This window comes from Baekduia sp. Peel2402, assembly GCF_052567285.1.
Window position 1 is genome coordinate 1272735 of the sequence record NZ_CP199582.1, and the last position, 24537, is coordinate 1297271.

The following is a 24537-nucleotide window of genomic DNA, read 5'->3' on the forward strand; positions in this document are numbered from 1 at the left end:
CTCGAATCCGTTCAGGGGCACGCCTCCCCGGCGTGCCGCACGAAAAACCAGCCTAGACCGCCTCATACCCGCTCATCAAGCGCCAAAGCGCCGACCTCACCGAAGGTTCAGGCCGCGCGGCGCACCGCACGCTCGGCGCGGACCGCGCGGCGCACACGACGCCCGGGAGCGCGCCGGTTGCGCTCGGGCATCAACTGACCGGTGCCGCGCAGGTCGCGCAGCGCCAGCGCCGTGGTCTGGCGGGCGCGCTCCATGACCTCGACGCGCCGGCCGCGGGCCATCAGGTTGATGCCCATCCCGGCGACGTCCTCGTCAGTCGGCTGGACGATCAGCAGCTCGGTGCCCTCGTCGCGCAGCTTGCGCGCCTCGCGCCCCAGGCGCCGCCCGGACATCCCGCGCACCAGGCCGCCGACGCGCTCGGCCGGCGTCCCGCCTGCGATCTCCGCCATCGACGAGGTCGGGTTGAGGCAGATGACGAGGTCGAGACCCTGGCCGGCAAGCAGGTCGAGGTTCGACATCGAGCAGACGCCGCCGTCGACGTAGCGACGTCCTTCGACGCCGACCGGGTGGTAGAAGCCGGGGATCGCACAGGACGAGGCGACCGCCTGACCGACCGTCGCGCGCGGGGCGTCCTCGCGGCCGAAGGCGACGCGCTCGCCGGTCCGGTAATCCGCGGCGATCGCCCAGTAGTTGGGGTGGTCGGGCCACTCGCCGACGACGAAGGTCTCGATCAGCGCGCTGATCGGCGCGGTCGAGACGAAGCCGCGCGGCAACCAGCCCGCGAGCATCGCGCTCGGCGCGTGACGGCGCGGGTGGCGCAGCGTGTTGATGGCCAACCGCCAGGAGCCGGGACCGATCGGCGGCGGCGCGAGCTGGAGCTTGAGCTCGTCGCCGGACAGGCGCTCAGCGACCTGGTCGAGCTTCTCCGGCCCGCCGACGCGCGCGGCCAGCCGGGCGACGCGGCCGTCGACGTCCTCGACCTCGTCGAGCGTGCGGCCTCCGGTGTAGGCGGCGAGGTACTCCGGCGCGATCCCGTCGGCGATCAGCGCACCGACGACCGATCCGGCCGACGTGCCTACGACGTGATCGGCCGACGACGGGTCCCAGCCCGTCTCCGACGCAAGCGCTTCGAGCGCGCCGATCAGCCACGCCGCACCGACGACCCCGCCCGCTCCCAGCACCAGACCCACCTTCATGATGCTGGCTTCTCCTAGAACTTCCCTGCAGAAACTCGTTTTCCGGAACCCCGGAGTTCCTACGGCCCGACTTCCGGAGCGCCCGTCGACCGGGTTTGGTCCGCAGCCGGACTGGCCATACTGCGGCCGACATGCCCGAGCTGAGCATCCAGGACGACCGCGCCGTCGTCGAGCTGCAGGGCCGCCAAGCGGTGATGGCCCTGGCCCGCCAGGTCTCCGTGCCGTTGGCGGCGATCGCGTCGGTGGAGGTCGTCTCCGACGGCGCCGACGTCGACTTGGGCTGGCGCGTCGGCGGTACCTCGCTGCCCCGCCGGCTGTGGTTCGGCCGCTACCGCCGGCGCGGCAAGGGCCGGACGTTCGCCGCCGTGTACGCGGGCGAGCCCGCGGTCGTCGTGCGGACCAAGCCCGGCGAGGCCGACTGGGACAAGCTCGTGCTCACGCTGGACGACGCGGAGCGCGCGGCCCAGACCGTCCGAGGTGCCGCCGGACTGCCCTCCTCCCTACAATGAGCCCGCGCTGGGGGACTGGTGTAGTGGTAACACGACGGTCTCCAAAACCGTAACTCGAGGTTCGATTCCTCGGTCCCCCGCTCGTCCGAAAGCCCGCCAACCGCGCGGGCTTTCCGCGTTCTAGAGCGCCAGCTCGCCGCGCCGCAGCGCCACCACGATCGCGTGGGCGCGCGTCCGGGTCCCGAGCTTGCCCATCGCGTTGCGAACGTGGGTGCGGATCGTCTCGGTCGACAGCACGAGCTCTTCGGCGATCTCCTCGATCGAGCGGCCCTCGGCCAGGCGCGCCAGCACCTCGCGCTCGCGCACGGACAGGACGCGCTCGGGCGGCGGACCGCCGCGCGCCGCGCCCGCGGCGGCCAGCAGGTCGCGGACGCCCGGGTCGACGAACGTCCCGCCCGCCGCCACCGCGCGGACCGCGTTGAGCATCGTGTCCGGCGTGCTGGTCTTCAGCGTGACCCCACGGGCGCCAGACGCGAGCGCGTCCTCCAGCACCTCCGGGTCGTCCATGCCGGTGTAGAGCAGGACGCCGAAGCGCCCGTCGCGGCGCAAAAGGCGGCGAGCCAGCTCAACGCCGCTGCCGTCGGGCAGGTCGACGTCGACGAGCGCGACGCTCGGATGGGTCGCGATGATGGCGTCGTGGCCCGCCTCCGCGGTCCCCGCGCGTCCGACCACGGAGAAGCCCTCCCGCTCGAGCACGAGGCAGATCCCCTCGCGCACGGTCGGGTGGTCCTCGACCACCACGATCGATCGTCGCGTTTCCAGCACGGGGCTCCACGGTAGATCACCGATGACGTCCATGGCGTTTGATCCCGAAGCTGAACTCGACGCGGTCGCTGCCGCCCTCGCGCACGACCTACGTGCGCCGCTGCGTGCCATCGACGGGTTCTCGCGGATCCTGCTAGCCGAGGACGCGGTCCGGGACGACCTGCCGGAGGACACGCGCCGCTACCTGGCGCTCGTGCGCGACGCGGGGACCGAGCTGGCAGAGCTGCTGGACGACCTGGTGGACGTGGTCCGCGTGGTGCGCGCGCCCGTCGCCTTCCGCGATGACGTCGACGTGGCGCTGCTGGCGTCCGAGCTGGTCGAGGCGATGCTGGCGCCGCGCGCGGCCGGCGCGGGGCGCGATGTGGAGTGGGTCGTGCCGAGCGAGGCGCTGCCCACCGCCCACGCCGACCCGGTGCTGCTGCGGCGGTTGTTGGAGGAGCTCCTGGACAACGCCTACAAGTTCGGCGCGCAGCGGGTCGAGCTCGGATGGGCGGACGGCGCGTACTTCGTGCGCGACGACGGCGTCGGCGTGGACGACGCAGGCCTGCCCGAGAAGGCCTATGAGATCTTCGGGCGACTGCAAGGACGCGACGACTACGCGGGCACCGGCGCCGGGCTGGCGATCGCGCGGCGGATCGCGGCGCGGCACGGCGGGCGCCTCTGGGTGACCGCGCGGGCCGACGGCGCGCGCGGCGCCTGCGCGTGGTTCACGCTGAGCGGCTGATAGAACGCGCGGTCCCGTGCCGTCCGCGCCCGCACTCGAAGCCCGCGTCCTGGCCGTCGTGTTCTGCGGCGGGTGCGTCGGCACGCTGCTGCGGGCAGGGGTCGTCGAGGCGATCCCGCCCGAGGCCGGGCACTGGCCGTGGGCGACGTTCCTGGTCAACGTGGTCGGCGCCGCGTTGTTGGGCTGGATCGCGACCGGGCGCGGGCCTGGGGACCCTGCGCGCGCGCTAATCGGGACCGGGTTCTGCGGGGCGCTGACGACGTTCTCGACGATGCAGGTCGAGGTGTTGCACATGCTCGACGCGTCGCGCGTGGGGCTGGCGTTGTTGTACGTGTCGGGAAGCGTGGCGGCGGGGCTGCTGGCGGCCGAGGTTGGGACGCGGGCGCGAGCGGGAGCGGATTCTCAATGAGCGCGCCAACCTGGATTGCGCTCTCCTTGGCCGGCGGCGTCGGCGCGGTGGCCCGCGCGCTCGCGACGCACGCGGTCAACGTGCGGCTCGGCCGCGCCTTCACGTTCGGGACGCTCGCGGTGAACCTCAGCGGCGCCTTCACGCTCGGCCTGCTCTCCGCCGCCGACCTCTCGACCGCGGCGCTGGCGATCTGCGGCACCGGCTTGCTCGGCGGCTACACCACGTTCAGCACCTGGATGTACGAGACGCACCGCACGTCCCGCGCGCACGCCGTCGTCAACGTGGTGGTCAGTGTGGTCCTCGGCGTGGCCGCGGCTTGGCTCGGCCGGACGCTCGCGGGCTAGCGCTAGAACAGCTTCTGCGTCTGGCGCGAGAGCACGAAGCCGTGCCCGGCGCGCGTCGTGCAGCGCAGCCCGCTCATCTTCGCTGTGCACGTGAACGGGCCGTAGTGCTTGGTCTTGCCGTAGGCGAGCACCGGCGCCTTCGGGTCCAGCACCGTGTCCCCCGCGCACAGCCGCGTCGCTCGCCCGGTCGCCTTCAGGACGAAGGCCGTCCCGTAGTCCAGCGCACACGACGCCGGCCGCTTGGGCAGCTTGCGCACGTCGGCGACGTCGCAGCGCAGCTCGCTCGGCTGACCACCGCCCCGCGAGTACATGCAAGCGATCTGCTTCGACGGCGTCTGGAACGCGGTCAGCGTCTCCGCCGTCGCCGCCGCGCGACCGCCGGCCGGCGCCGCCAAGGCCATCATCATCGCCATCGCCACGAGAACCGTCCTGCGCACGGCGGCGACCCTAACGGGCATGCTGGACGCCATGGAGATCCGCGACGCGACCGCCGCCGACTGGCCCTCGATCTGGCCGTTCTTCGACGAGATCGTCCAGGCGGGCGAGACCTACGCCTACGACCCGGCGATGGACGGCGACGCCGCCCGCGCGCTGTGGCTCGACGGCAACGCCCGCACCACCGTCGCGACGACCACCGACGGCACGTCCAGGATCCTCGGCTCCGCCGCGATGGGCGCCAATCGCCCCGGCCGCGGCGCCCACATCGCCACCGCCTCGTTCATGGTGGACAAGTCCGCCCGCGGCCAAGGCGTCGGCCGCGCTCTCGCCACCGACGTGATCGCCTGGGCGACCGCCGCCGGCTTCCACGCCATCCAGTTCAACGCGGTCGTCGAGACCAACCACGCCGCCGTCGCCCTCTGGCGCTCGCTCGGCTTCGAGGTCGTCGGCACCGTCCCCGGCGCCTTCGACCACCCGACGCACGGCTACGTCGGCCTGCACGTGATGCTCAAGCGCCTGGATCGCCCGGACACGGCGCTGCCGCCATCCGGCCGGTGAATGCGGGCGGAGGGACTCGAACCCCCACGACCAAGGTCACAAGGACCTAAACCTTGCGCGTCTACCAATTCCGCCACGCCCGCTGGAACACGCGGATTGTGACAACCGTCGCGCGCGACCGCGAAGGATTGTAAGGTCGCGCTGGGATGGAGGAGCAGCCGAACGTCATTATCGAGCACCCGAACCGCGCGAAGGCGTCCAGCAAGGCCGCCAAGGGCGCGGTGCTCGTGCTGCTGATCGCCAGCGTCGTGCTGATGGCGATCGTCACCATCGGCGGCTGGTCGGTCCTGGAGAGCGCCAAGGCGATCCAGATCGCCTACATCCTGATCTACGTGGTCATCGCGATCTTCGTGGCGCAGTGGAACCGCGGCGTGCTGCCGATCGCCGCCGCGCTGGCGATCATCCTCGTGATCTTCGCGGCCGTCGCGATCCCCGGCTGGGTGGACCGCGACGCCACCGGTTTCGAGCAGCCCGCGCTGGACTCCGGCGTCCTCGCGATCGTCACCGCGCTGATCATCCCGGTGCAGATTCTCCTCATCGCCTTCGCGATGCGCGCGTTCAATCAGGCCTGGAACGTCGAGGTCGAGCGCATGCCCGACTCGCACTCCGCACCCCAGCCCGCCTAAACTGCTTCTCTCCTCACCTGCCCGGGTGGCGGAACGGTAGACGCAGAGGACTCAAAATCCTCCGCTCGCAAGGGCGTGTGGGTTCGAATCCCACCCCGGGTACTGGCCTTCGGGCCGCGTCAGCGTGCTGCCGCGATGCCCAGCCGCGCGGGGGTGTCGTCGTCGGCCGTGGTGAAGAACCCGCCGACCAGCTCGTCTAGGTGGTCGAGGGAGTCGGCGGCGTAAAGCACCGGCTGGTACTTGGTGATGTCGTACTCGATGGTCATCATCTCGGTGAGGTCGAGGCTGCGGATCTCCATGTGCTGGAACTCCTCGATTTCGCCGTAGGAGGACAGGATGCCGGCGCCGTAGGCCTTCAACTCGCCGTGTTCGCGGACGACGCCGAACTCCAAGGTGAACCAGAAGACGTCGGCGATCACCTGGAGCGCGGCGTCGGTCTGGACGCGCTGCGCGGCGCGGCCGGCCTCGCGCTTGAGCGCGGCGAAGCGGGGCGAGGCGAGCAGGTTGCCGTGTCCGATGACCTCGTGGATGACGTCCGGCTCGGGCGTGTACAGCGGCTCGGATGGATGCCGCACGTACTGCGTCGAGTGAAAGACGCCGTCGCCGAGTGACCCGTAGAACTCGCGCAGCGCCACGAGGCCGGGGGCCGGGTGGTAGGCGAAGCCGGTCAGCTCTTGTAGGCCTTGGGTGACCTCGTCGAGCTGCGGGACGCGGTCCTCGGGCAGTTTCAGCGCGGACTTGGCCTCCAAGAACTCCGCGCAGGCGTACTTCTCGTGCTTGACGTGAAGCTCCTCGGAGACCGTGCGCCAAACCCCGTCTTCGGCGTTGTTGTAGGCGATGCGCGGAACGGGCTGGCCCGGTGTCCACCGCAGCGCCGCGGCGGCGATCTCGTTGCGCCGCGCGCGGTAGGCCTCGTCGTGGAAGCCGGGGTGGTCTTCGCCGAGGTGGACCTCGACGCTCCCGTCTTCCGCGGTCGTCACCGGCGAGTAGAGCTGGGCTTCTTCGAACATCCTGCTCGTCAGTGGACCACCAGCGCACGCGACTGACAAGAACGACCAATGGAACTGGTCATTCCGCCCTGTCATGTCCAGGTGATCGGCATACTTGATGGTCGCTATGACCATCGACGCGCTTGACGCCCGCATCATCGAGGTCCTCCGCGCGGAGCCGCGGATCGGGTTGGTGGAGGTCGCCCGGCGGCTGGAGGTCGCGCGCGGGACCGTGCAAGCGCGGCTGGCCAAACTCCAGGAACGCGGGGTCATTCGCGGACACGGACCCGAGGTCGACCCGGCGAAGATGGGGTATCCCGTCCTGGCGTTCGTGTTCCTGCAGATCGCCCAAGGGCGATTGACGGAGGCGGTCGCCGTGCTGTCCTCGACGCCCGAGGTGCTAGAAGCAACGGCGACCAGCGGACCGTCGGACTTGCTGTGCCGCATCGTCGCGCAGGACACCGAGCACCTCCAGGAGATCGTGAACCGTTTGTTGTCCAACAACGCCATCCGCCGCTCGACGAGCTACATCGCGCTGTCGCAGCCGATCCGGTTCCGGACGGGGCCGCTCGTCGCGGAGGCCGGCGGCGGTGGCGGCGGCGCGACGGGAGCCGGCGCGTGATCGCCGCCGCCGCACTGACCGCGACCCTCGCGCTCGGCCTGTCCTCCCAGCCGGAGACGGCCGCGCACGTCAAGGCGTCGCACGCGACGTGGCGCTACCAGTACCTCGCGGGCGGGGTGAACACCGGCAACGGGTGGAGCGGGTGGAATCCCGACGGGACGTTTGTGTCCAAGTACGTGAAGGAGTCGCGTACCCACCAGTTGACCACCGTGTTGACCTACTACCAGCTCTTGCAGTCCAACGGAGACGGCGACGGGCGCGGTGAGGCGGAGAAGGACCTCGCCAACCTGAACGACGCGTCGTTGATGAAGGACTACTACGCGGACTTGTCGTTGGCGTTGAAGCGCGCCGGTGACGCGAGCGGCGGCCGACGCGTGATCCTGCACGTCGAGCCCGACCTGTGGGGCTACGTCGAGCAGCGCGACGCCGACCCGGCGAAGGTGCCGGCGGCAGTGGCGTCCTCCGGCGACCCCCGGCTGGCGGGGCTCCCGGACACGGCGGCGGGCTTCGCGCAGGCGCTGATCCGGATCCGGGACGCGGTCGCGCCCGGCGTCGAGTTGGGGTACCACATGTCCACGTGGGGCACGGGCGTCGACCCGGTGCAGCAGAACCCGTCGCTCGCAGCGGTCGACAAGCTCGCGACGCGCAGCGCGGAGTTCTACAAGGGGCTGGGGACGCGCTTCGACCTGGTGTTCAGCGACCCGTCAGACCGCGACGACGGCTTCGACCTGAAGGTCAACGGCGACGGCGGCCGGAGCAAGTGGACGACCGGGGACTACCGCCGCGACGCCCGCTGGCTGAGCGTGATGCACCGGGCGACCGGGCTGTCGATCGCGATGTGGCAGATCCCGCTCGGCAACACGAAGCTGCCCAACAGGCGCGGGCGCTACCGCGACACGCACGTCGAGCGGCTGCTCGGCGCCGACCCGCGCTGGCGGCACGCCTACCGCGACGCGGGCGTGGTCGCGTTCCTGTTCGGCGGCGGCGCGGACGGCACGACGACCGAGCGCACGGACGGCGGTCTCTTCCGCAAGCTGGCAGCCCGCTACGCCCACGCTAGATTGCCAACCAAATGACCGCCACCCTCGAAGGCCCGGCGCGCGCGATCGTCGCCGACAAGAACTACGCCCACCTCTCCGTCCCGCGCGAGGACGGCTCGATCCTCAGCGTCGTGATCTGGTCCGACGTCGACGACGCGGGCAACATCATCGTCAACTCCGCCGAAGGCCGCGCTTGGCCGCGCCTCCTGCGCCGCGCCGGCCGCGCGACCCTCTCCTGGGCCAACGGCTCCAACCCCTACGAGTTCGTCTCCGTGACCGCCGCCCTCGTCGGCGACACCCATGACGGCGCCGACGCCGGCATCGACGCCCTCGCCAAGAAGTACATGGGCGTCGACACCTACCCCGGCCACTCGGACGCCGAGCAGCGCGTGCAGTTCACGCTCTCCCCCGAGCGCGTGACCCACCGGGGCTAGCGCGCCGCGCCGCTCAGCCGACGATCGCGTGGAGGTCGGGCGTGATGTTGGAGTGGGCGGCGAGGACGCCCCAAGGGAGGTCGGCGGTGGGCTCGAGGCGCTGGACGGCGAGGCCGGCGCGAGCGCAGATGAGCTCGCCGGCGGCGATGTCCCAGAGGTTGAGGCCGCGCTCGTAGTAGGCGTCTAGACGGCCGGCGGCGGCCCAGGCGAGGTCGAGGGCGGCGGAGCCCCCGCGGCGGATGTCCCGTGCGAGCGGCAGGATCTGGCGGACGATGTCGGCCTGGAGCGCGCGGCGGTCGGCGTCGTAGCCGAAGCCGGTCGCGACGAGCGCGTGGCCGAGGTCGTCGGGCGGCGTCGGCGACAGGACCTGGCCGTTTAGGTACGCGGGGCCGTCGGCGGTGGCGGTGAAGAGCTCGTCGAGGACCGGGTCGAAGACGACGCCGACGAGCCCCTCACAGGCCACGCTCACGCACCACTGGGGCAACCCGTACAAGAAGTTCACGGTGCCGTCGAGCGGGTCGACGATCCAGCGGCGGCCGGTGGTGCCCGCCGTGTCGTCGCCCTCCTCCCCCATGATCGCGTCGCCGGGCGCGCGGCGGGCGAGGATGTCGCGGATCGCGGCCTCGGCGGCGAGGTCGGCGGCGCTGACCAGGTCGGTCGAGGTGGACTTCGTCGCCAGGATGCGCTCAGAGCCGAAGCGCTCCAGCAGCAACGCGCCCGCGGTGCGCGCGCACTCGACGGCGACGTCGAGCAGCGCGTCGTTCGGGACGGCGGCCCCGGCGCTCATGCGATCGCCCCCGGCCGGCGGTCGATCCACGGTCGCGCCTGCTCCAGCTGCGCGGCCAGCGCGACGAGCCGCGCGTCCTCCCCCGAACGCCCGACGAGCTGCACGCCGACCGGTAGGCCGTCGTCGTCCAGGCCCGCGGGCACCGAGGCGGCCGGCTGGCCGGTGATGTTCCACGCGGGCATCCACGTCAGCCGCTCCGAGCCGCGCAGGAGGTAGGCGCCGGTGCCCCAGCGGCCGACGACGCCCGCGCGGTAAGGCCCGTCGGCGGCCGCGGGCGTCAGCAGGACGTCGACGTCGTCCCAAAGCCGGGCCAGCCGCGCGGTCTGCTCGGCCTCCGAGGTCCGCGACCAGCGGACGAGGCTCGCGGGCAGCCGGCGCCCAAGCGCCGCGATGCTCCGCGTGCGCGGCTCCAGCCGCTCGGGATGCGGCATCGACGCCGTGACGTCATCGGCGATGCCACGCGCGATCCGCACGATCATCGCCGCCCACAGGCCGCCCGCGTAGTCCGGATCGCGCTCGAGAACCGTGTGACCGAGCCCGCGCAGCAGATCGGCCGTGTCGCGCACGGCCTGACGCTCCTCGCGCCCCAACCGCGGCAGCGCGCCGGGCGGCGCCTTCGTGCTGACCGCGATCCGCAGCGCGCCCGGGTCGGCGGACGCCGCGGCGGCAGAGAACGCGCCGGCCGAGCCGTCGATCGTCGCGTCCAGGAAGAGCGCCGCGTCGGCGACGCGCCGCGCCATCGGCCCGTTGACCGAGAGACCCTGCCAGGCATCGTGGTGCGGCGCGACCGGGACGCGGTCGCGCGTCGGCTTGAGGCCGAACAGGCCGGTCCACGCGCTCGGGTTGCGGATCGACCCGGCGCCGTCGGAGCCCAGCGCCACGCCGCAGAGGCCCGCGGCCATCGCCGCCGCGCTGCCGCCGGACGAGCCGCCCGGCGTGCGCGACAGGTCATAGGGGTTGCGCGCCGAGCCGAAGGTGGTGGTGTCGGTCGCGGGCAGCATCGTCAGCTCGGGCACGAGCGTCTTGCCGACGATGACCGCGCCGGCGGCCCGCAGCCGCTGCACGACCTCGGCGTCGCGCGCGACCGGGCCCGCGTGCGCGGCGGTGCCCCACGCGGTGGCCTCGCCCGCGACGTCGACGTCGTCCTTGATCGCCACCGGCACGCCGAGCAACGGGCGCGAGTCGTCACCGGCGCCACGGCGCGCGTCAGCCTGGTCGGCATCCAGCAGGGCGCGCTCGGCGAGCACCGCGCGATAGGCGTTGAGCACCGGGTTCAACGTGGTGATGCGGGCGAGCGTCGCCTCGACCACCTCGCGCGCGGTGACCTCTCCGGCGCGGATGAGACGGGCCTGCTCGGCGGCGCCGGCGAGGGCGAGCGTGGTGGCGTCCATGTGGCCTGGACGGTATCGGGGCGACGGCGGCGAAAGGTTGAGGACCGCGGCGAAAGGGCCGATGCACTGCGACGGCATGACCACGTCCGCACGCAGACTCCTCGCGCTGGCCGCGCTCGCGGCCCTCGGCGGCGCGGCGACCGCCCAGGCGGTGGCCGCGACGGGTGGCGCGCAGGGGCACGCTACGGCGAAGCAGTCCGCGAAGAAGCGGGCGAAGGCGAAGGCGCGCGCCGTCAAGCTTTCCGGCGGCGTCGCGTGGGTGCCCGCGAGCGCCTTCGCCACATCGCGGCCGCCGCTGACCGGGACGACAGGCGGCAACGGCGGCGCGAACGGCGGAACGGGAAGCACGGGCACCGGCGCGCCGGGCGGGACCGGCGCCACGCCGACCACCACGACGCCGACGACGACCACCGACCCGCCGCCCCAGCAGCAGGCGCTCGGCGCCACCGTCGACGAGCGCAGCGGCTACACGATGCTCCTCTCCCGGACCACGCTCACCGCGGGCTCGGTCGTGGTTCAGCTCATCAACAAGGGCGAGGACCCGCACAACCTGCGGATCGTGCGGACGAGCCCGAGCGGTGGCGCTCCCGCCGATCTGCCCGAGGCCGCGCCGCAGCAGCAGAGCTCCAAGTCACTGACGCTCAGCAGTGGCACGTATTACCTCTACTGCACGCTCACCACCCCGGTCTCGCACGAAGCAGCCGGCATGCACGCCACGCTCCGCGTCGACCCCTGAGTCTGGTGTGAAAGAGTCCCTCGCGTGCCCAGCGAGGAGGAGCCCAAACTGCTGTGGACGCCGTCCGCGGAGCGGATCGAGTCCGCGACCCTGACGCGCTTTGCCCGCTGGGTCCAGGCGACGCACGGCGTCGACGTCACCGACAGCTACGACGCCCTCCACCGCTGGTCGGTCGACGACCTCGCCGGCTTCTGGCACTCGGTCTACGAGTTCTTCGAGGTCACGGCGTCAACGCCGCCGCGAACCACTCTCGGCAGCACCGACATGCCCGGCGCCGAGTGGTTCCCCGGCGCCACGCTCTCCTACGCCGAGCACCTCTTCCGCGGCAAGCCGGACTCGGCGCTCGCTCTCCAGCACGCCTCGGAGCTGCGCGAGCTCGACTGGATGACCTGGGGCGAGCTGCGCGACCTCACCGCGCGCATCGCCACCGGCCTGAAGTTCCTCGGCGTCGAGCCCGGCGATCGCGTCGTCGCCTACATCCCCAACATCCCCGAGGCGATCGCGGCGTTCCTGGCCACCGCTTCGATCGGCGCGATCTGGTCCTCGTGCTCGCCGGACTTCGGCGTGCGCAGCGTCGTCGACCGCTTCGCCCAGATCGAGCCGAAGGTCCTGCTCGCCGTCGACGGCTACCGCTACGGCGGCAAGGACTTCGACCGGCGCGAGACGATCGCCCAGCTCCAGTCAGAGATCCCGAGCCTCGAGCACACGGTCGTCCTCGACTACCTCGGCTCGGGCTCCGGCAGCGACGCGCCCGCGAACACCACGTCCTGGCGCGAGCTGATCCGCCAGCAGGAGCCGCTGGAGTTCGCCCAGCTCCCCTTCGACCACCCGTTGTGGGTGCTCTACTCCTCGGGCACCACCGGGCTGCCTAAGCCGATCGTCCACGGCCAGGGCGGCGTCCTGCTCGAGCATCTCAAGCTGATGAACTTGCACCTGGACGCCCAGGACGGCGACCGCGTGTTCTGGTTCACCACCACCGGTTGGATGATGTGGAACTTCCTGGTCGGCGTGTTGCTGACCGAGGCCTCGATCGTCCTCTTCGACGGCAACCCGGGCACGCCGACACTCGACCGCCTCTGGGACCTCGCCTCCGAGGCGCAGGTCACCACCTTCGGGACCAGCGCCTCCTTCATCGCGTCGTGCATGAAGGAGGGCACGGAGCCCCGCGGGGGCGGCCGCGACCTCAGCGCGCTGAAGGCCGTCGGCTCGACCGGCTCGCCGCTGGCGCCGGAGGGCTTCGGGTGGATCTACGACCACGTCGGGGCCGACACGTGGCTGTTCTCGACCAGCGGCGGCACCGACGTCGTCTCCGCCTTCGTCGGCGGCGTCCCCACGCTCCCCGTCTACCTGGGCGAGCTCCAGGCGCGCGCGCTCGGCGCCGACGTCCAGGCCTGGGACCCGGAAGGCAATGCCCTCGTCAACGCGGTCGGCGAGCTGGTCCTCGCCCAGCCGCTGCCGTCGATGCCCGTCTTCTTCTGGGGCGACGAGGACGGCCAGCGCCTCCACGAGTCCTACTTCGACACCTACCCCGGCGTGTGGCGCCACGGCGACTGGATCGAGATCACCGACCGCGGCACGGCCGTCATCTACGGCCGCAGCGACTCCACCATCAACCGCGGCGGCATCCGGATGGGCACGAGCGAGATCTACCGCGCCGTGCTCGCCGAAGATGATGTGGTCGATGCGCTGGTCGTCGACGTGGACGGCTGGATGCCGCTGTTCGTGGTCTTGCGCGAGGGCGAAGCGCTCACCGACGAGCTCACCGCGCGCATCAAGACCCGCATCCGCACCGACTGCTCGCCGCGCCACGTGCCATCCGAGATCCGCGCGATCGCCGAAGTCCCGCGCACGCTGTCCGGCAAGGTCCTGGAGGTCCCGGTCAAGCGGATCCTGATGGGCCAGCCCGTCGACCAGGCCGCCTCGCGCGACTCATTGGCCAACCCGGCCGCGCTGGACGTCTTCGTCGCGATGGTGTCAAAGGACGGTTAGCCGCCCTGGCAGACGACCGGCGCGCCGATTAGGCTCAGCGCCGTGATCGATCAGCCGACCTTCGACGCCGACTACGTCGAGAAGCGCAGCCGCCTCTCCACGTTCTTCCGGTTCCTCCTCATCATCCCGCACCTCATCGTGGTGTCGGTGTGGGGCTTCATCGCGTTCTTCGCCGTCGTGCTCGCGTGGTTTGCGATCGTCTTCACGGGCCGCTACCCGGAGGGCCTGTACTCGTTCGTGGCCGGGCTGAACCGCTACGCCACGGCGATGTACGGCTACTTCTACCTGCTGACCGACGAGTACCCGCCGTTCGGCCCCGACACGGATAACTACCCGGTCCGGATCGGGCTCTCGCCGGAGCCCAAGGCCGAGTACGACCGGATCAAGACGCTGCTGCGGATCTTTCTGATCATCCCGCCGTACATCATCGCCTACGCAATGGGCGTCGTCGCGCAGGTCGGCGCGTTCCTGTCGTGGATCGTGATCGTGATCACCGGCAAGCAGCCCAAGGGCCTGCAGGACATGATCGTGCTCGGGCTCAGCTACCAGCAGCGGGTCATGCCGTACTACTGCCTGCTGACCGAGACGTGGCCGTCGTTCACCACGCCGGAGGGCGGATCGCTCGGCGGGCCGTCGAACGCCTCGGGCCTGCCGCCCGCCCCGGTCACCGCGCCTGCGCCCGCCGCCCCGGAGGCTCCCGGTGGGAGCGTCGCGCCGCCGCCGTCTTCGGCGCCGCCGCGTGACGGCGGGTTCACCGGTGGGGATCCGCTGAACGGCTGACGCGCCAACTACTGGACGGTTCTCGGCCGATTCGGGCCGAGAACCTCCACATAGTCGACGACCGGACAGGTGTTCTAGGCCCGACCGGCCGACCACCGGCCCATGTTCTTCTTGGGCCTTCGTCATCTTGCTCTCGTCGCCGGGTTCGCCGCGCTTCCGCTGCTCGCGCCGCCCGCGGCCCACGCGGACCTCATCCTCACGCGCGCCGGGACCGGCACCGCCGGCGCGATCGGCGACGGCTCCACGGCCGCCGGCGCCCAGCTCAACGGCCCGCGCGGCATCGCGCGCCTGGCTGACGGCTCGGTCCTGATCGCCGACACCGCCAACAACAAGATCCGCAAGATCGCGACTGACGGCACGATCACGACGGTCGCCGGCTCGGGCAGCGCCGGCAACGCGGGCGACACCGGCCCGGCGCTGCTGGCCCAGCTCAACGGCCCGCGCGACGTGGCGGTCGCCCTCGACGGCGTCTCCTACTACGTCGCCGACACCGGCTCCAACAAGATTCGCTTCGTCGCCGCCGACGGCACGATCACCTCCTTCGCGGGCAACGGCATCGCGGCTGCGACCGGTGACGGCAGCGCGGCGACGCTCGCGTCGCTGAACGCACCGTCCGGCGTCAGCGTGACCGCCACCGGCGGCGTGCTGATCGCCGACACCACCAACAACAAGGTGCGCTTGGTCAGCGGCGGCACGATCACCACGGTCGCCGGCACCGGCACCGCCTCCTCGACCGGCGACGGCTCCCCCGCGCTGCTGGCGACGATCAGCGGCCCGCAGGACGTCAGCGCGGTCGCGGGCGGCGGCTTCCTGATCGCCGACACGACCGGCAACCGGATCCGCAAGGTCGACACCGGCGGGACGATCACGACGGTCGCCGGCACCGGCACCGCGTGCGCGACCGCCGGCTCGCTGTGCGGTGACTACGGCCCCTCGGGCCTGGCGAACCTCAACGCGCCGGCGGCGGTTCTCGCCGACGCGACCGGCACCGGCTTCCTGATCGCCGACACCGGCGCCAACCGCGTCCGGCGCGTGTCCGGCACGGGCACGATCACGACGGTCGCCGGCTCCGGCACGGCGTGCGCGACCTCGACGCTGCTCTGCGGCGACGCGGGCCCGGCGGCGTTGGCCTCGCTGAACGCGCCGCGCGGCGTCCTCGAGGTGCCGGATGGCACGCTGCTGGTCGCCGACTCGGGCACCAACCGCCTGCGGGCGCGGATCCCGGGCCCGACCGGCCCGGCGGGGACGAACGGGTCCAACGGCACGAACGGGTCCAACGGCACGAACGGCCTGAACGGGTCCAACGGCACGAACGGCCTGAACGGCGTCGACGGGACGAACGGCCTGCGCGGGCCCGACGGCCTCGACGGCGCGGCCGGCAAGGACGGCGCGGCCGGCACGCTCGGCGCGATCGGTCCGGCAGGCCCCGCGGGCAAGGACGGCATCGTCCCGCTGGCGATCGCCTTCGCCTCCGGCAAGCTGACCGGCCGCACGGTGCGCACGACGACGCTGCGGATCGTGCTGACCACGGCCGCGACGGTGACCGTCCGCGTCAAGCTCGGCACCAAGACGGTCGTGGCGAAGAAGCTCAGCTTCAAGACCGGCGGGCGCAAGCAGCTGGCGCTGGGCAAGCTGAAGGCCGCGACCTACGCCGTGACGCTGACGGCGACCGACGGCGCCACGCAGTCGGTGGACCGGGCGGCGCTGCGCGTCATCCCGGGGCGCTAGCGCCCGGGGAGCGATTCGGGGCCCAAGCGCCACGCTTCGCATCTAACCCGCGATATACGCGGGTTAGATGCGACTCATCGATGAGCGGCCAGGCGCTCAGACGCGCTCGGCGACCCAGAACCGCGGGCCCGGTCCAGACCGGGCCGCGCGGTCGTCCGGGTTGGCGAGCTTGCAGCGGTCCAGCGACAGGCAGCCGCACCCGATGCACTCGGTCAGCCCGGCCTTCAGCCGCTCCAGCTCGGCGATCTGCTGATCGATCCGTCCCGACCAGCTCGCCGACAGCCGCGACCAGTCCTTGCGCGTCGGCGCCCGGTCCGGCGGCAGCTTCTCGAGCTCCACCCCGATCTCCTCGAGCGTCAGCCCGATCTTCTGGGCGAAGACGATGAACGCGATCCGCCGCAGCACGGGCCGCGGATACCGCCGATGCCCCGACCCAGCCCGCTCGGACTCGATCAACCCCCGCTCCTCATAGAACCGCAGCGCGCTCGCGGCCACCCCGCTGCGCTTGGCGACCTCGCCGATCGGGAGCAACGTGGACATGCCGAGATTAAAGCGAACTTGAGCTTGAAATCTCGTGGGGCGCCGCTCAGCGCCAGGGCAGCGGCGGCGGCTCGGGCGCGTCGATGTCCGGCGGTGGCGGCGCGGGCGTGGTCGGGCGTAGGCCGACGACGAGCAGGAAGACGGCGGCCAGCGCGAGGGCGAGCGGCCAGCCGAGGAGCGTCGGGCCGTCAATATCGACCGACGTGATGATCGTAAACAGGATCAGGGTGAAGACGCCGATGTAGGCGGGCCCCGGCTGGCGGTCGACCGAGCTGTAGGCGATGAGGCCGAAGCCGGCGGCGACGAGCACGAGCTCCCAGCCCCAGTTGGCGCCGTGGAGGTCGTCCCCGAACCCGAAGAACCAGGGGTACACGTAGGTCATGCCGATGGCCACGACGGCCAGGCCGGCGGCGTCGATCAGCGCCACGCCGTGGCGGAGGTGGCGGTCGCGCTGGCCGATGGCGGCGAAGCCGAGGACGACCGTCTCGGCGAGCAGGACCCAGCGCACGGTCTCCACGCCCGGGCTCCACAGCGCCCCGACCGCGAGCAGCACCGCGATCTGCAGCGCGAGGCTGCCGATCAGCGTGCACGCGGCGCTGTTGCGCCGGATGGCGAACGCAAAGGCCGGAACGGCGACCGCCGCCCCCGTCACCGCGTAGAACGAATTGGCGTCGTCGTCCTCCACCAGCGTGAGCAGGACCGCGGCGACGAGCGTCCAGAGCGCGATCGTCGCCACGTAGAGCACGGACTGGTAGGCGCGGGGCGCCTCGCCCTCCATCGGCGCCCGCAGCGCCAGGACGCCCACGAACACGCACGCGACCGCGCAGTAGGCGAGGTGCGCGCCTGTCGGCCACGTGTCGCCGAAGCGTGCGAAGAGCGTCCACACGAGCGTGACGAGCACGACCACGCCCGCGGCGATCACGTCGCCGCGAAACGGCTTCGGCGTCAGGATGGCCAGCACCCGGCGGCCTTCGCCGCGCGCCGGGTGCCTCCTGCCTGCGACGGGCCTACGCGCCGGTGAACGTGTCCGGGTCCGGCCCGGTCCGCTCGCCGCGGTCCAGCGCGTCGATCCGCGCCATCTCGTCGTCGGTCAGCGTGAAGCCGAAGACGTCGAAGTTCTGCTCGATGCGCTCCTGCGTCACCGACTTGGGGAACACGACGTGGCCGAGCTGCAGGTGCCAGCGCAGGACGACCTGGCCGGCGGTGACGTCGTGGTCGCCGGCGATGGCCTCCAGCTCGGGGTCGTCCAGGACCTTGCCCTGCGCCAGCGGCGACCAGGCCTCGGTGACGATCCCGAGGTCGGCGTGCTCGCGGCGCAGCCCGACCTGCTGGAGGTAGGGGTGCAGCTCGACCTGGTTGACGGCGGGCGTGACGCCGGTCTCGGCGATGATCCGCTCCAGGTGCGCGGGCTGGAAGTTCGAGACGCCGATCGAGCGGGTCAGGCCCTCCTTCTGGAGCTCCACCAGCGCCTTCCAGGTCTCGACGTACTTGTCGTGCGCCGGGACCGGCCAGTGGATCAGGTAGAGGTCGACGTGGGTCATCTCCAGACGCTCCAGCGACGCGTGCAGCGCGCGCTTGGCCTGGTCGAAGCCGTGGTCGTCGTTGAAGCACTTGGTCGTGATGTACACGTCCTCGCGCGCCAGCCCGCCGGCGTGGATCGCCTGACCGACCTCCGCCTCGTTGTTGTAGGCCTTGGCGGTGTCGATGTGGCGGTAGCCGACCTGCAGCGCGCGCACGACGGTCTCGACGGTGTCCGCGGGCGGGATCTGGAAGACGCCGAAGCCAAGCTGGGGGATCTGCTCGCCGTCGTTGAGCTGGACGGTGGGGACGGTCGTGGGGGTCGATGCCATACCTCTGGCGCTTCCCGAGGACCGGCGTGCCTAATCCGCTCTCGCTGCCGCCGCGGCGATGATCGCGCGGGCGACGTCGAGGCAGGCGGCGACGCTGTCGTCGTCTACGCGGTCCGGCGTGTCGGTGAGGCGGTGGTAGTTCGTGAAGGCACCTTCGGGCCCAATCGAGAGCAGCGAGAGCGCAGGAAGGCCGGCGAAACGGGCGAGGATCGCGTCGGTCCAGCCGCCGATGCGCCAGCGCTCGACGTCGGGCGGGACGAGCGCCAGGTCGCGCGGCGCGTAGGCGTGCGGCAGGAGCGCCGCCTCGGCGCGCAGGACGATCGGGCGACCGGCGCCGAGGGTGTCGAGGCCGAGCACCAGATCGGGCGCCAGCGCACGGCCCTCGGCGCGTAGCCAGTCGCGCGTGCCGTCCATGCCGGACTCTTCGCAGCCGGGGAAGACGCCGACGAGCCGGACGCCGGGCGGGGGCGGCTCGGTGAGCAGCGCCATCGCGGCGGCGACGCCGGTGGCGTTGTCGCTCGCGCCCGGGACGTGCGGCGAGCGCGCGACGTCGACCTCGGCGGCGATCGCGAGAGCCAGGATGGCGCGGCCAACGCGGCGGGCGGCGCGCCACGGCAGCGCAGCGAGCAGCATCGCGGCCGCAACGGGTGCCAGGTAGGGCGGGACGGTCCGGGTGCGCAGGCGGCGCGCGGCGCCGGGCGAGGTGACCCGCGGATCCCAGACGAAGCCCGTCCGCGCGGTGTCGAGGTGGGCGACCAGGACGATTGTGACCGGCCCGTCGCCCGACGAGGCCACGACGGTCGTCCCTCGCCCGCGCCGCGGCAGCCACGACGCGCGGCCGCTCGCGTCGGCCTCCAGCGAGGCGAGAGCCGCAAGGGAGACCACGCCGCCGCGCAAGGCGACCAGGCAGTGCGCCGCGTGCCGCCACGCGTAGGTCTTCGCGCCTCGGAACGACCGCAGGCGCACGTCGTCGACCCCGCGCTCGCGCAGCCGCGCCGCCACCCACTCCGCGGCGCGCCGCTCGCCGGGTCCGGCCGAGCCGCGCTCCATCGCCGCCAGCGCGGCGACGTCGGCGCTCAGGCGTGCGAGGTCGGCGCGGACTGGTGCCTCGCTCCCACGACGCGGCGCTCGTGCGTGCCGACGCCGATCGTGCGGCCCTCGCTCGAGACCTCGACGTCGAAGCGGTACTTGCGCTCGTCGACGACCTCGCGCAGGACCGCCCGCGCCACGCACGCCGAGCCCTCGACGGCCGCCGCCACGTGCTTGACGCAGACCTCGAAGCCGACCGTCGCCGTTCCGGGCGCGAGATGCCCGAGCGCCAGCGACGTCGCCGCGTACTCCATCATCCCGATCATCCCGGGCGTCGAGAGCACCTTGGTCTCCAGCGCGCCGCGCACGTCGGTCAGGAGCACCCCCTCGGCGACGAACTCGTGCTCGTGGATCTCGGTGGTGCTCACCGGCGGCACGTTATCGTCCGCCGCCGCATGGACTTCGACTCCCGTTCCCCGGTGGTCGTCCTGGCCGGCGGCACCGGTGGCGCGAAGCTCGCGCGCGGGATGGCCGACGTGGCTGGCGACGACCTCGTCGTGATCGCCAACACCGGCGACGACATCGAGATGTACGGCGCCTACGTCGCGCCCGACCCCGACCTCGTCGCGTTTTGGCTGGCCGACCGCATCGACGAGCGCGGCTGGGGCCTGGACGGCGACACCTTTCACGTGATGGACGGGCTGCGCGAGCTGGGCGTCGACATCTGGTTCAACCTCGGCGACCGCGACTTGGCCTACGGCGTGCGCCGTGCCGAGCTGCTCGCCGGCGGGGCGCGGCTGACGGACGCGATCGCCGAGCTGACCGGCGCGCTGAAGATCGACGCGACCGTCCTCCCCATGGCCGACGCGCCCGTGCGCACCGTCGTGACGTCCGGCGACCGCCAGCTCGCCTTCCAGGAGTTCATGGTCCGCGAGCGCGCCACGCCCCCGATCTCCGGCGTCCGCTACGACGGCGCGGCGGACGCGACCGTGACGCCTGAGGTCCAGAGCGCGCTGCGCAACGCCCGCGCGATCGTCATCGGCCCGTCCAACCCGGTGATCTCGATCGGCCCGATCCTCGCCGTCCCCGGCATGGCCGAGGCGCTGCGCGACGCCGCCGCGCCGGTAGTCGCCGTCTCGCCCGTCGTCGGCGGCGCGATCCTCAAGGGCCCGTCGCAGGCGTTCCTGGAGTGGGCGGGCGTGTCGATCGACGCCGCCGGCGTGGCCCAGTACTACGGCGACCTGCTGGACGGGATCGTGGCCGACGAGGACGTCGTGGCCGGCGAGCTGCCATCGCTGCGCGTCGATACGCTGCTTGGCGATGGTGAGCAGCGACGCCGCGTGGCCGCCGACGTGCTGACGTTCGCCGAAGGGCTCGCCGGATGACGCCCGTGCGTCGCGGCAAGACCGTCGCCGTGCTGCCGGTCAAGCGCTTCGGCGCCGCCAAGCAGCGCTTAGACAACGACCTCTCCGACGGCACGCGCCGCGCGCTGGCCGAGGCGATGGTCACCGACGTGCTGATCGCCCTGCGCCGCTCTAAGGAGGTCGACGAGGTGCTCGTCGTCTCCGGCGAGACGACCGCGGTCGCGCTGGCCGCCGGCTACGACGCGGCCGCGGTGATTGACGATCCCGAAGACGCGGGCCACAGCGCCGCCGCGCTGCGCGGCGTGGACGCGGCGATCGACCGCGGCGCCACGCGCGTCGTGCTCGTCCCGGGCGACTGCCCGGCGCTCGACCCGGCCGAGCTCGACGCGCTGCTGGTCGACGCGCCTGGGCCCGGCGAAGGCCCGAGCGTGATCGTCGTCCCCGACCGCCACGGCGACGGCACCAACGCGCTCGTGCTGATGCCCCCGGACGCGATCGACCCGGCGTTCGGGCCGGGCTCGCGCGAGCGCCACGAGCGCCTGGCCGCCGAAGCAGGCGCCGCGTGCGTGGCGGTGCCGGTCCCGACGCTGGGCCTGGACGTCGACACCGTCGACGACCTCGCCGCGCTGCGCGTCGCGCTGGAGGACGTGCGCGGCGGCGCCTCCCACACACGCGGGTTGCTGGCGCGGTTCGGGCGGGTCGGCGGCAGCCGGTGATCGCCGCCCGCGCGCTGCCGGGCATCCCGGAGGTCGCTCGCGGGGACGACTTGGCGGCGCTGCTGGCGACCGCTCGCGGGAGCGCCTTCGCGCCAGGCGAAGTGCTGGTGGTTGCCCACAAGGTGGTGTCCAAGGCTGAAGGGCGCGTGGTGCGCCTGGACGACGTGACGCCGTCGGCGCGCGCGGTCGAGCTGGCAGCCGCGCTGGGCAAGGACGACCCGCGCCACGTCGAGGTCGTCCTGCGCGAGACGGCCGAGGTGGTGCGCGCCGAGCACGGCGTCCTGATCTGCCGCACGCACCACGGGTTCGTGTGCGCCAACGCGGGCGTGGACGCGTCGAACGCCGCAGGCGACGGCGAGCTGATCCTGCTGCCGGAGGATCCGGATGCGAGCGCCCGCGCCCTGCGCGCCGCGTTGGGCCGGATGAGGGCTGGCTCTCCGGCCGTCATCGTCGCCGACTCCTTCGGCCGCGCCTGGCGCCACGGCCAGTGCGACGTCGCCGTCGGCATCGCCGGACTCGCGCCGCTGGAGGACTTCCGCGGCGCGACCGACCGCGCCGGCCGCGAGCTCAAGGCCACGTGGATCGCCACCGCCGACCAGATCGCCGCCGCCGCCGACCTCGCCCGCGGCGCCAAGGACGCCGGCAACCCCGCCGTCGTCCTCTCCGGCCTGGACCGCCACGTCCTGCCGCCGGACGACGACGGCCCGGGCGTTACCGCGCTGCTCCGCACGCGCGACGAGGACCTGTTCGGATGAGGCGCGCGCTCGTCGTCGCCCTCGCTGCGCTCGCCTTCCCCGCTTCGGCGTCGGCCGTCTTCCACGGCGCACCTGTCGCCGCGGGCGACGCGCCGTGGTCGGTCGCGCTGACGACCCGCGGGCTGGCGTGCGGCGGCGCGCTCGTCGCGCCCGACCGGGTGCTCACGGCCGCGCACTGCGTCCAGGGCGCGGATCCGGCGAAGCTGCGCGTGCGGCTCGGCGGCGGGCGCTGGCAGAGCGGGCGCAAGCTCACGTGGCGCGGCGCGTTCTTCCCCAAGACATACAAGATCGTCCCGTCGCCGACCAACCCGGACGAGCCGCTGCGCTCGGCGACGCTGGCCGACGTCGCGGTGATCGTGCTCGCCGCGCCGGTCCGGGACGTCGCGCCGCTGGCGCTCGCGACCGACGCGACGCAACCCGGCGAGGCGACGGCAACGGTCGGCCGCGGGCGCACCGGCCCGCCGCCGGCCGGGACGACCGAGGCGCCACGCAGCGCCAACCAGACCGTCCAGGATCCGGCCGCCTGCGCCAAGGCCTACGACTCGCTCTTCGTCGTCGCCGACCACCTCTGCACGCTCGACGCCACCTCCACCGCATCGCAGGCGTGCAGCGGCGACTCGGGCTCGCCCGTCACCGTCCAGCGCGACGGCCATCCCGCCGTCGCCGGCGTCGTCTCCTGGGGCGGCGAGACCCAGGGCCGCGACTGCGGCGAAGGCCTGCCGGACGTCGCCACGCGCGTCGACGCCTACATGTCGCTCATCACCGGCGCCGCACCCGCGCAGCTCGCGCCCTACGCCCACCGCCGCGTCCGCGTGCGCCGCACCGGCGGCACCCTGCGCTGCGTCGTCGGCGACTGGACGCCGTCCTCCGCCACGTTCTCGATCCGCTGGTGGACGCGCTCCACCAGCGGCCGCGTCACGACCGTGCCGGGCACCCACCGCACCCGCCCCACCTCGCGCACCGCGAAGCTCGGCTGCTCGGTCACCGCCCGCACGTCCGGCGGCTGGGCGTCCGAAGACTCCTACAACCTGCTCTGAGCGACGACCGGACCACCCGATGAACCAGCGCCTGCGCACCACGCTCGTCTCCCTCGGCATCCTCTCGGATCCCGAGGCCGAAGCCCGGCAGCGCGCCGAACGCGCGGAGAACACGCTCGCCGAGGACCTCCGCGATCTCGCCGTCGGCGTCGTCAGCCTCGCGCTGGGGCTCGGGCTCGTCGTCCTGGCCAGCCTCGCCCTCGGCCGTCACCTCGACGCCGAAGACGCCGCCACGATCGGGGCGATCCTCGCCGGCGCGCTGTTCCTGAAGGGCGGCGCGATCGCCTGGCGTCGCTGGCGCCCCAACGAGCGCCGCGAGCCCTAGCCCAGCGACTCGACCTTCAGGTCTCGCGTGCCGGACGGCGTCGAGACCTGGACCACGTCGCCCGGGGCCGAGCCGATCAGCGCCTTGGCGACCGGCGACTCTGCCGACAGCTTGCCGGTCTTGAGGTCGGCCTCGGTCGCGCCGACGATGGTGTAGGAGTTGGTGCGACCGGACTTGACGTCGGTGACGTTGACCGTCGCGCCGAAGACGACCACGGTCGCGTCCGCGTCGGACTCGACGACCTGCGCGTTGCGCAGCCGCTCGGTCAGGCGGGCGATCTTGGTCTCCAGGTGCGCCTGATCCTCCTTGGCCGCGTGGTACTCCGCGTTCTCGGAGAGGTCCCCGAGCTCGCGCGCGACCAGGATGCGCTGCGCGATCGTCCGACGGCCTTCGCCCTCAAGCTCCTCGAGTTCAGACTTCAGTTGTGCCAATCCCTCGCGGGTGATCGCTTCGGCCATCCGCACAACCTAGCGGCTACGGTGTCCCGGACATGGGCCGCTCACGCCGCCGCGCGCGCACCGTCGCCGCCTCCACGCCCGCTCCCGCCCCGGCCCGCACCGCGAGCCCCGCGGAGCTGCGCAAGACGCTCGGCGCCTACCTCGCAGGCGCGATCGCGTTGGCGATCCTCGTCATCCTCGGAACCGTGACGCTGGCGGGCGCGCTCGGCCCGTGGATCGTGCTCGTCGCCGACGCCGCGCTGTCCTACGGCCTCTACCGCTGGGCGCAGGCGCGGCTGGCGGAGCTGCCGCTCTCCGACGAGGACCGGATCATCCAGACCCTCGCCGGCGGCATGCTCGTGGTCGCGCTCGGCTTCGCGCTGCTGGCCGCGGTCCTGCTGACGGTCGCCGACCTCTAG

General features: G+C 72.7%; 31 protein-coding genes and 3 tRNA genes. 21 read left to right on the forward strand and 13 right to left on the reverse strand.

What is annotated here, in order from left to right:
* Window positions 1-107: 107 nt before the first annotated feature.
* The gene (locus ACT01A_RS06265) at window positions 108-1196 is read right to left on the reverse strand and encodes a patatin-like phospholipase family protein (RefSeq protein WP_445151382.1); all 1089 of its coding nucleotides are present in this window, start codon (window positions 1194-1196) and stop codon (window positions 108-110) included.
* A gap of 131 nt (window positions 1197-1327) precedes the next feature.
* Here ACT01A_RS06265 and ACT01A_RS06270 point away from each other — a divergent pair, with 131 nt between their 5' ends.
* Entirely contained in the window at window positions 1328-1705 is a 378-nt protein-coding gene (locus tag ACT01A_RS06270) for a hypothetical protein (RefSeq protein WP_445151383.1), read from the forward strand.
* A gap of 9 nt (window positions 1706-1714) precedes the next feature.
* A tRNA-Trp gene (locus tag ACT01A_RS06275) sits at window positions 1715-1785 on the forward strand.
* A 40-nt stretch (window positions 1786-1825) separates the two neighbouring features.
* Here the strand turns inward: ACT01A_RS06275 and ACT01A_RS06280 are convergent.
* Window positions 1826-2470 (reverse strand): response regulator, encoded by a 645-nt coding sequence (locus ACT01A_RS06280; protein WP_445151384.1) that lies wholly within the window; start codon window positions 2468-2470, stop codon window positions 1826-1828.
* Window positions 2471-2492: 22 nt separating this feature from the next.
* On the opposite strand from ACT01A_RS06280, the gene ACT01A_RS06285 reads away from it, so the two are divergent.
* Genes ACT01A_RS06285 through crcB (ACT01A_RS06295) form a run of 3 tightly spaced genes read left to right on the forward strand, consistent with a single transcriptional unit; the run spans window position 2493 to window position 3947 of the window.
* Window positions 2493-3194: a sensor histidine kinase gene (locus tag ACT01A_RS06285; protein ID WP_445151385.1), complete on the forward strand. Its 702-nt coding sequence runs from the start codon at window positions 2493-2495 to the stop codon at window positions 3192-3194.
* 16 nt (window positions 3195-3210) lie between these two features.
* Entirely contained in the window at window positions 3211-3603 is a 393-nt protein-coding gene (gene crcB / locus ACT01A_RS06290) for a fluoride efflux transporter CrcB (protein ID WP_445151386.1), read from the forward strand.
* Window positions 3600-3947: a fluoride efflux transporter CrcB gene (gene crcB, locus ACT01A_RS06295; RefSeq protein WP_445151387.1), complete on the forward strand. Its 348-nt coding sequence runs from the start codon at window positions 3600-3602 to the stop codon at window positions 3945-3947. Before crcB (ACT01A_RS06290) ends, crcB (ACT01A_RS06295) begins: the two co-directional genes overlap by 4 nt.
* 2 nt (window positions 3948-3949) lie before the next feature.
* Here crcB (ACT01A_RS06295) and ACT01A_RS06300 read toward each other — a convergent pair whose 3' ends face one another.
* Window positions 3950-4384, reverse strand: a complete 435-nt coding sequence (locus tag ACT01A_RS06300) for a DUF6636 domain-containing protein (protein WP_445151388.1) — start codon at window positions 4382-4384, stop codon at window positions 3950-3952.
* Between the two features lie 19 nt (window positions 4385-4403).
* On the opposite strand from ACT01A_RS06300, the gene ACT01A_RS06305 reads away from it, so the two are divergent.
* Window positions 4404-4943 (forward strand): GNAT family N-acetyltransferase, encoded by a 540-nt coding sequence (locus ACT01A_RS06305; RefSeq protein WP_445151389.1) that lies wholly within the window; start codon window positions 4404-4406, stop codon window positions 4941-4943.
* A 1-nt stretch (window position 4944) separates the two neighbouring features.
* On the opposite strand, the gene ACT01A_RS06310 is transcribed toward ACT01A_RS06305, so the two are convergent.
* A tRNA-Leu gene (locus ACT01A_RS06310) sits at window positions 4945-5026 on the reverse strand.
* A gap of 63 nt (window positions 5027-5089) precedes the next feature.
* Here ACT01A_RS06310 and ACT01A_RS06315 point away from each other — a divergent pair.
* Both ACT01A_RS06315 and ACT01A_RS06320 read left to right on the forward strand, forming a co-directional pair.
* The gene (locus ACT01A_RS06315) at window positions 5090-5569 is read left to right on the forward strand and encodes a hypothetical protein (protein WP_445151390.1); all 480 of its coding nucleotides are present in this window, start codon (window positions 5090-5092) and stop codon (window positions 5567-5569) included.
* Between the two features lie 19 nt (window positions 5570-5588).
* A tRNA-Leu gene (locus ACT01A_RS06320) sits at window positions 5589-5671 on the forward strand.
* A 17-nt stretch (window positions 5672-5688) separates the two neighbouring features.
* Here ACT01A_RS06320 and ACT01A_RS06325 read toward each other — a convergent pair.
* Window positions 5689-6579: a phenylalanine 4-monooxygenase gene (locus tag ACT01A_RS06325; RefSeq protein ID WP_445151391.1), complete on the reverse strand. Its 891-nt coding sequence runs from the start codon at window positions 6577-6579 to the stop codon at window positions 5689-5691.
* Between the two features lie 106 nt (window positions 6580-6685).
* Here ACT01A_RS06325 and ACT01A_RS06330 point away from each other — a divergent pair, with 106 nt between their 5' ends.
* The 3 genes from ACT01A_RS06330 to ACT01A_RS06340 are packed head-to-tail and all read left to right on the forward strand — an operon-like array spanning window position 6686 to window position 8654.
* A complete protein-coding gene (locus ACT01A_RS06330) occupies window positions 6686-7180 on the forward strand; it encodes an Lrp/AsnC family transcriptional regulator (protein WP_445151392.1) in 495 nt (164 codons plus the stop codon).
* Window positions 7177-8256, forward strand: a complete 1080-nt coding sequence (locus tag ACT01A_RS06335; protein WP_445151393.1) for a hypothetical protein — start codon at window positions 7177-7179, stop codon at window positions 8254-8256. The genes ACT01A_RS06330 and ACT01A_RS06335 overlap by 4 nt, the downstream gene beginning before the upstream one ends.
* Window positions 8253-8654 carry a PPOX class F420-dependent oxidoreductase gene (locus tag ACT01A_RS06340; protein ID WP_445151394.1) on the forward strand — a complete coding sequence of 134 codons (402 nt, stop codon included), beginning with the start codon at window positions 8253-8255 and terminating at the stop codon, window positions 8652-8654. The genes ACT01A_RS06335 and ACT01A_RS06340 overlap by 4 nt, the downstream gene beginning before the upstream one ends.
* Window positions 8655-8667: 13 nt before the next feature.
* On the opposite strand, the gene ACT01A_RS06345 is transcribed toward ACT01A_RS06340, so the two are convergent.
* Complete coding sequence (locus tag ACT01A_RS06345; RefSeq protein WP_445151395.1) at window positions 8668-9441, reverse strand: inositol monophosphatase family protein; 774 nt, start codon at window positions 9439-9441, stop codon at window positions 8668-8670.
* Window positions 9438-10832, reverse strand: coding sequence for an amidase (locus ACT01A_RS06350; protein ID WP_445151396.1), 1395 nt, complete (start codon window positions 10830-10832; stop codon window positions 9438-9440). The genes ACT01A_RS06345 and ACT01A_RS06350 overlap by 4 nt, the downstream gene beginning before the upstream one ends.
* Before the next feature lie 76 nt (window positions 10833-10908).
* Here ACT01A_RS06350 and ACT01A_RS06355 point away from each other — a divergent pair, with 76 nt between their 5' ends.
* The 4 genes from ACT01A_RS06355 to ACT01A_RS06370 all read left to right on the forward strand — a co-directional run bounded on the left by ACT01A_RS06355 (window position 10909) and on the right by ACT01A_RS06370 (window position 16065).
* Window positions 10909-11568 (forward strand): hypothetical protein, encoded by a 660-nt coding sequence (locus ACT01A_RS06355; RefSeq protein WP_445151397.1) that lies wholly within the window; start codon window positions 10909-10911, stop codon window positions 11566-11568.
* A gap of 24 nt (window positions 11569-11592) precedes the next feature.
* Window positions 11593-13557, forward strand: a complete 1965-nt coding sequence (locus ACT01A_RS06360) for an acetoacetate--CoA ligase (RefSeq protein WP_445151398.1) — start codon at window positions 11593-11595, stop codon at window positions 13555-13557.
* Between the two features lie 42 nt (window positions 13558-13599).
* Complete coding sequence (locus ACT01A_RS06365) at window positions 13600-14337, forward strand: DUF4389 domain-containing protein (protein ID WP_445151399.1); 738 nt, start codon at window positions 13600-13602, stop codon at window positions 14335-14337.
* A gap of 102 nt (window positions 14338-14439) precedes the next feature.
* Window positions 14440-16065, forward strand: coding sequence for an NHL domain-containing protein (locus ACT01A_RS06370; protein WP_445151400.1), 1626 nt, complete (start codon window positions 14440-14442; stop codon window positions 16063-16065).
* Window positions 16066-16161: 96 nt separating this feature from the next.
* Here the strand turns inward: ACT01A_RS06370 and soxR are convergent, their stop codons facing one another.
* The 5 genes from soxR to ACT01A_RS06395 are packed head-to-tail and all read right to left on the reverse strand — an operon-like array spanning window position 16162 to window position 19912.
* A complete protein-coding gene (gene soxR / locus ACT01A_RS06375; protein ID WP_445151401.1) occupies window positions 16162-16605 on the reverse strand; it encodes a redox-sensitive transcriptional activator SoxR in 444 nt (147 codons plus the stop codon).
* Window positions 16606-16651: 46 nt separating this feature from the next.
* Entirely contained in the window at window positions 16652-17566 is a 915-nt protein-coding gene (locus ACT01A_RS06380) for a hypothetical protein (RefSeq protein ID WP_445151402.1), read from the reverse strand.
* A gap of 46 nt (window positions 17567-17612) precedes the next feature.
* Entirely contained in the window at window positions 17613-18455 is an 843-nt protein-coding gene (locus ACT01A_RS06385; protein ID WP_445151403.1) for an aldo/keto reductase, read from the reverse strand.
* Between the two features lie 30 nt (window positions 18456-18485).
* A complete protein-coding gene (locus ACT01A_RS06390; protein WP_445151404.1) occupies window positions 18486-19505 on the reverse strand; it encodes a M28 family peptidase in 1020 nt (339 codons plus the stop codon).
* 26 nt (window positions 19506-19531) lie between these two features.
* Window positions 19532-19912 (reverse strand): thioesterase family protein, encoded by a 381-nt coding sequence (locus ACT01A_RS06395; protein WP_445151405.1) that lies wholly within the window; start codon window positions 19910-19912, stop codon window positions 19532-19534.
* A 27-nt stretch (window positions 19913-19939) separates the two neighbouring features.
* Between ACT01A_RS06395 and cofD the strand changes: the two genes are divergently transcribed.
* From cofD to ACT01A_RS06420, 5 genes are read left to right on the forward strand one after another with little or no spacing between them, the layout of a single operon-like run.
* Complete coding sequence (gene cofD / locus ACT01A_RS06400) at window positions 19940-20869, forward strand: 2-phospho-L-lactate transferase (RefSeq protein WP_445151406.1); 930 nt, start codon at window positions 19940-19942, stop codon at window positions 20867-20869.
* On the forward strand, window positions 20866-21564 hold the full coding sequence (gene cofC, locus ACT01A_RS06405; protein WP_445151407.1) for a 2-phospho-L-lactate guanylyltransferase: 699 nt from the start codon (window positions 20866-20868) through the stop codon (window positions 21562-21564). The genes cofD and cofC overlap by 4 nt, the downstream gene beginning before the upstream one ends.
* Window positions 21561-22319: a coenzyme F420-0:L-glutamate ligase gene (gene cofE / locus ACT01A_RS06410; RefSeq protein WP_445151408.1), complete on the forward strand. Its 759-nt coding sequence runs from the start codon at window positions 21561-21563 to the stop codon at window positions 22317-22319. Before cofC ends, cofE begins: the two co-directional genes overlap by 4 nt.
* Entirely contained in the window at window positions 22316-23356 is a 1041-nt protein-coding gene (locus ACT01A_RS06415; RefSeq protein WP_445151409.1) for a S1 family peptidase, read from the forward strand. Before cofE ends, ACT01A_RS06415 begins: the two co-directional genes overlap by 4 nt.
* 19 nt (window positions 23357-23375) lie before the next feature.
* On the forward strand, window positions 23376-23681 hold the full coding sequence (locus ACT01A_RS06420) for a hypothetical protein (protein ID WP_445151410.1): 306 nt from the start codon (window positions 23376-23378) through the stop codon (window positions 23679-23681).
* On the opposite strand, the gene greA is transcribed toward ACT01A_RS06420, so the two are convergent.
* On the reverse strand, window positions 23678-24139 hold the full coding sequence (gene greA / locus ACT01A_RS06425) for a transcription elongation factor GreA (RefSeq protein ID WP_445151411.1): 462 nt from the start codon (window positions 24137-24139) through the stop codon (window positions 23678-23680). The two genes, ACT01A_RS06420 and greA, sit on opposite strands and share 4 nt — an antisense overlap.
* Before the next feature lie 32 nt (window positions 24140-24171).
* Between greA and ACT01A_RS06430 the strand changes: the two genes are divergently transcribed.
* On the forward strand, window positions 24172-24537 hold the full coding sequence (locus ACT01A_RS06430; RefSeq protein ID WP_445151412.1) for a hypothetical protein: 366 nt from the start codon (window positions 24172-24174) through the stop codon (window positions 24535-24537).

Coding starts and splice junctions, on each gene's coding strand:
- ACT01A_RS06315 (WP_445151390.1), top strand. CDS start 5,090: ATGGAGGAGCAGCCGAACGTCATTATCGAGCACCCGAACCGCGCGAAG.
- ACT01A_RS06390 (WP_445151404.1), bottom strand. CDS start 19,505: ATGGAGCGCGGCTCGGCCGGACCCGGCGAGCGGCGCGCCGCGGAGTGG.
- ACT01A_RS06325 (WP_445151391.1), bottom strand. CDS start 6,579: ATGTTCGAAGAAGCCCAGCTCTACTCGCCGGTGACGACCGCGGAAGAC.
- ACT01A_RS06285 (WP_445151385.1), top strand. CDS start 2,493: ATGACGTCCATGGCGTTTGATCCCGAAGCTGAACTCGACGCGGTCGCT.
- crcB (WP_445151387.1), top strand. CDS start 3,600: ATGAGCGCGCCAACCTGGATTGCGCTCTCCTTGGCCGGCGGCGTCGGC.
- cofD (WP_445151406.1), top strand. CDS start 19,940: ATGGACTTCGACTCCCGTTCCCCGGTGGTCGTCCTGGCCGGCGGCACC.
- ACT01A_RS06340 (WP_445151394.1), top strand. CDS start 8,253: ATGACCGCCACCCTCGAAGGCCCGGCGCGCGCGATCGTCGCCGACAAG.
- ACT01A_RS06345 (WP_445151395.1), bottom strand. CDS start 9,441: ATGAGCGCCGGGGCCGCCGTCCCGAACGACGCGCTGCTCGACGTCGCC.
- ACT01A_RS06305 (WP_445151389.1), top strand. CDS start 4,404: ATGCTGGACGCCATGGAGATCCGCGACGCGACCGCCGCCGACTGGCCC.
- ACT01A_RS06420 (WP_445151410.1), top strand. CDS start 23,376: ATGAACCAGCGCCTGCGCACCACGCTCGTCTCCCTCGGCATCCTCTCG.
- ACT01A_RS06350 (WP_445151396.1), bottom strand. CDS start 10,832: ATGGACGCCACCACGCTCGCCCTCGCCGGCGCCGCCGAGCAGGCCCGT.
- soxR (WP_445151401.1), bottom strand. CDS start 16,605: ATGTCCACGTTGCTCCCGATCGGCGAGGTCGCCAAGCGCAGCGGGGTG.
- ACT01A_RS06370 (WP_445151400.1), top strand. CDS start 14,440: ATGTTCTTCTTGGGCCTTCGTCATCTTGCTCTCGTCGCCGGGTTCGCC.
- ACT01A_RS06430 (WP_445151412.1), top strand. CDS start 24,172: ATGGGCCGCTCACGCCGCCGCGCGCGCACCGTCGCCGCCTCCACGCCC.
- ACT01A_RS06270 (WP_445151383.1), top strand. CDS start 1,328: ATGCCCGAGCTGAGCATCCAGGACGACCGCGCCGTCGTCGAGCTGCAG.
- ACT01A_RS06385 (WP_445151403.1), bottom strand. CDS start 18,455: ATGGCATCGACCCCCACGACCGTCCCCACCGTCCAGCTCAACGACGGC.
- cofC (WP_445151407.1), top strand. CDS start 20,866: ATGACGCCCGTGCGTCGCGGCAAGACCGTCGCCGTGCTGCCGGTCAAG.
- ACT01A_RS06355 (WP_445151397.1), top strand. CDS start 10,909: ATGACCACGTCCGCACGCAGACTCCTCGCGCTGGCCGCGCTCGCGGCC.
- ACT01A_RS06265 (WP_445151382.1), bottom strand. CDS start 1,196: ATGAAGGTGGGTCTGGTGCTGGGAGCGGGCGGGGTCGTCGGTGCGGCG.
- greA (WP_445151411.1), bottom strand. CDS start 24,139: ATGGCCGAAGCGATCACCCGCGAGGGATTGGCACAACTGAAGTCTGAA.
- ACT01A_RS06330 (WP_445151392.1), top strand. CDS start 6,686: ATGACCATCGACGCGCTTGACGCCCGCATCATCGAGGTCCTCCGCGCG.
- ACT01A_RS06415 (WP_445151409.1), top strand. CDS start 22,316: ATGAGGCGCGCGCTCGTCGTCGCCCTCGCTGCGCTCGCCTTCCCCGCT.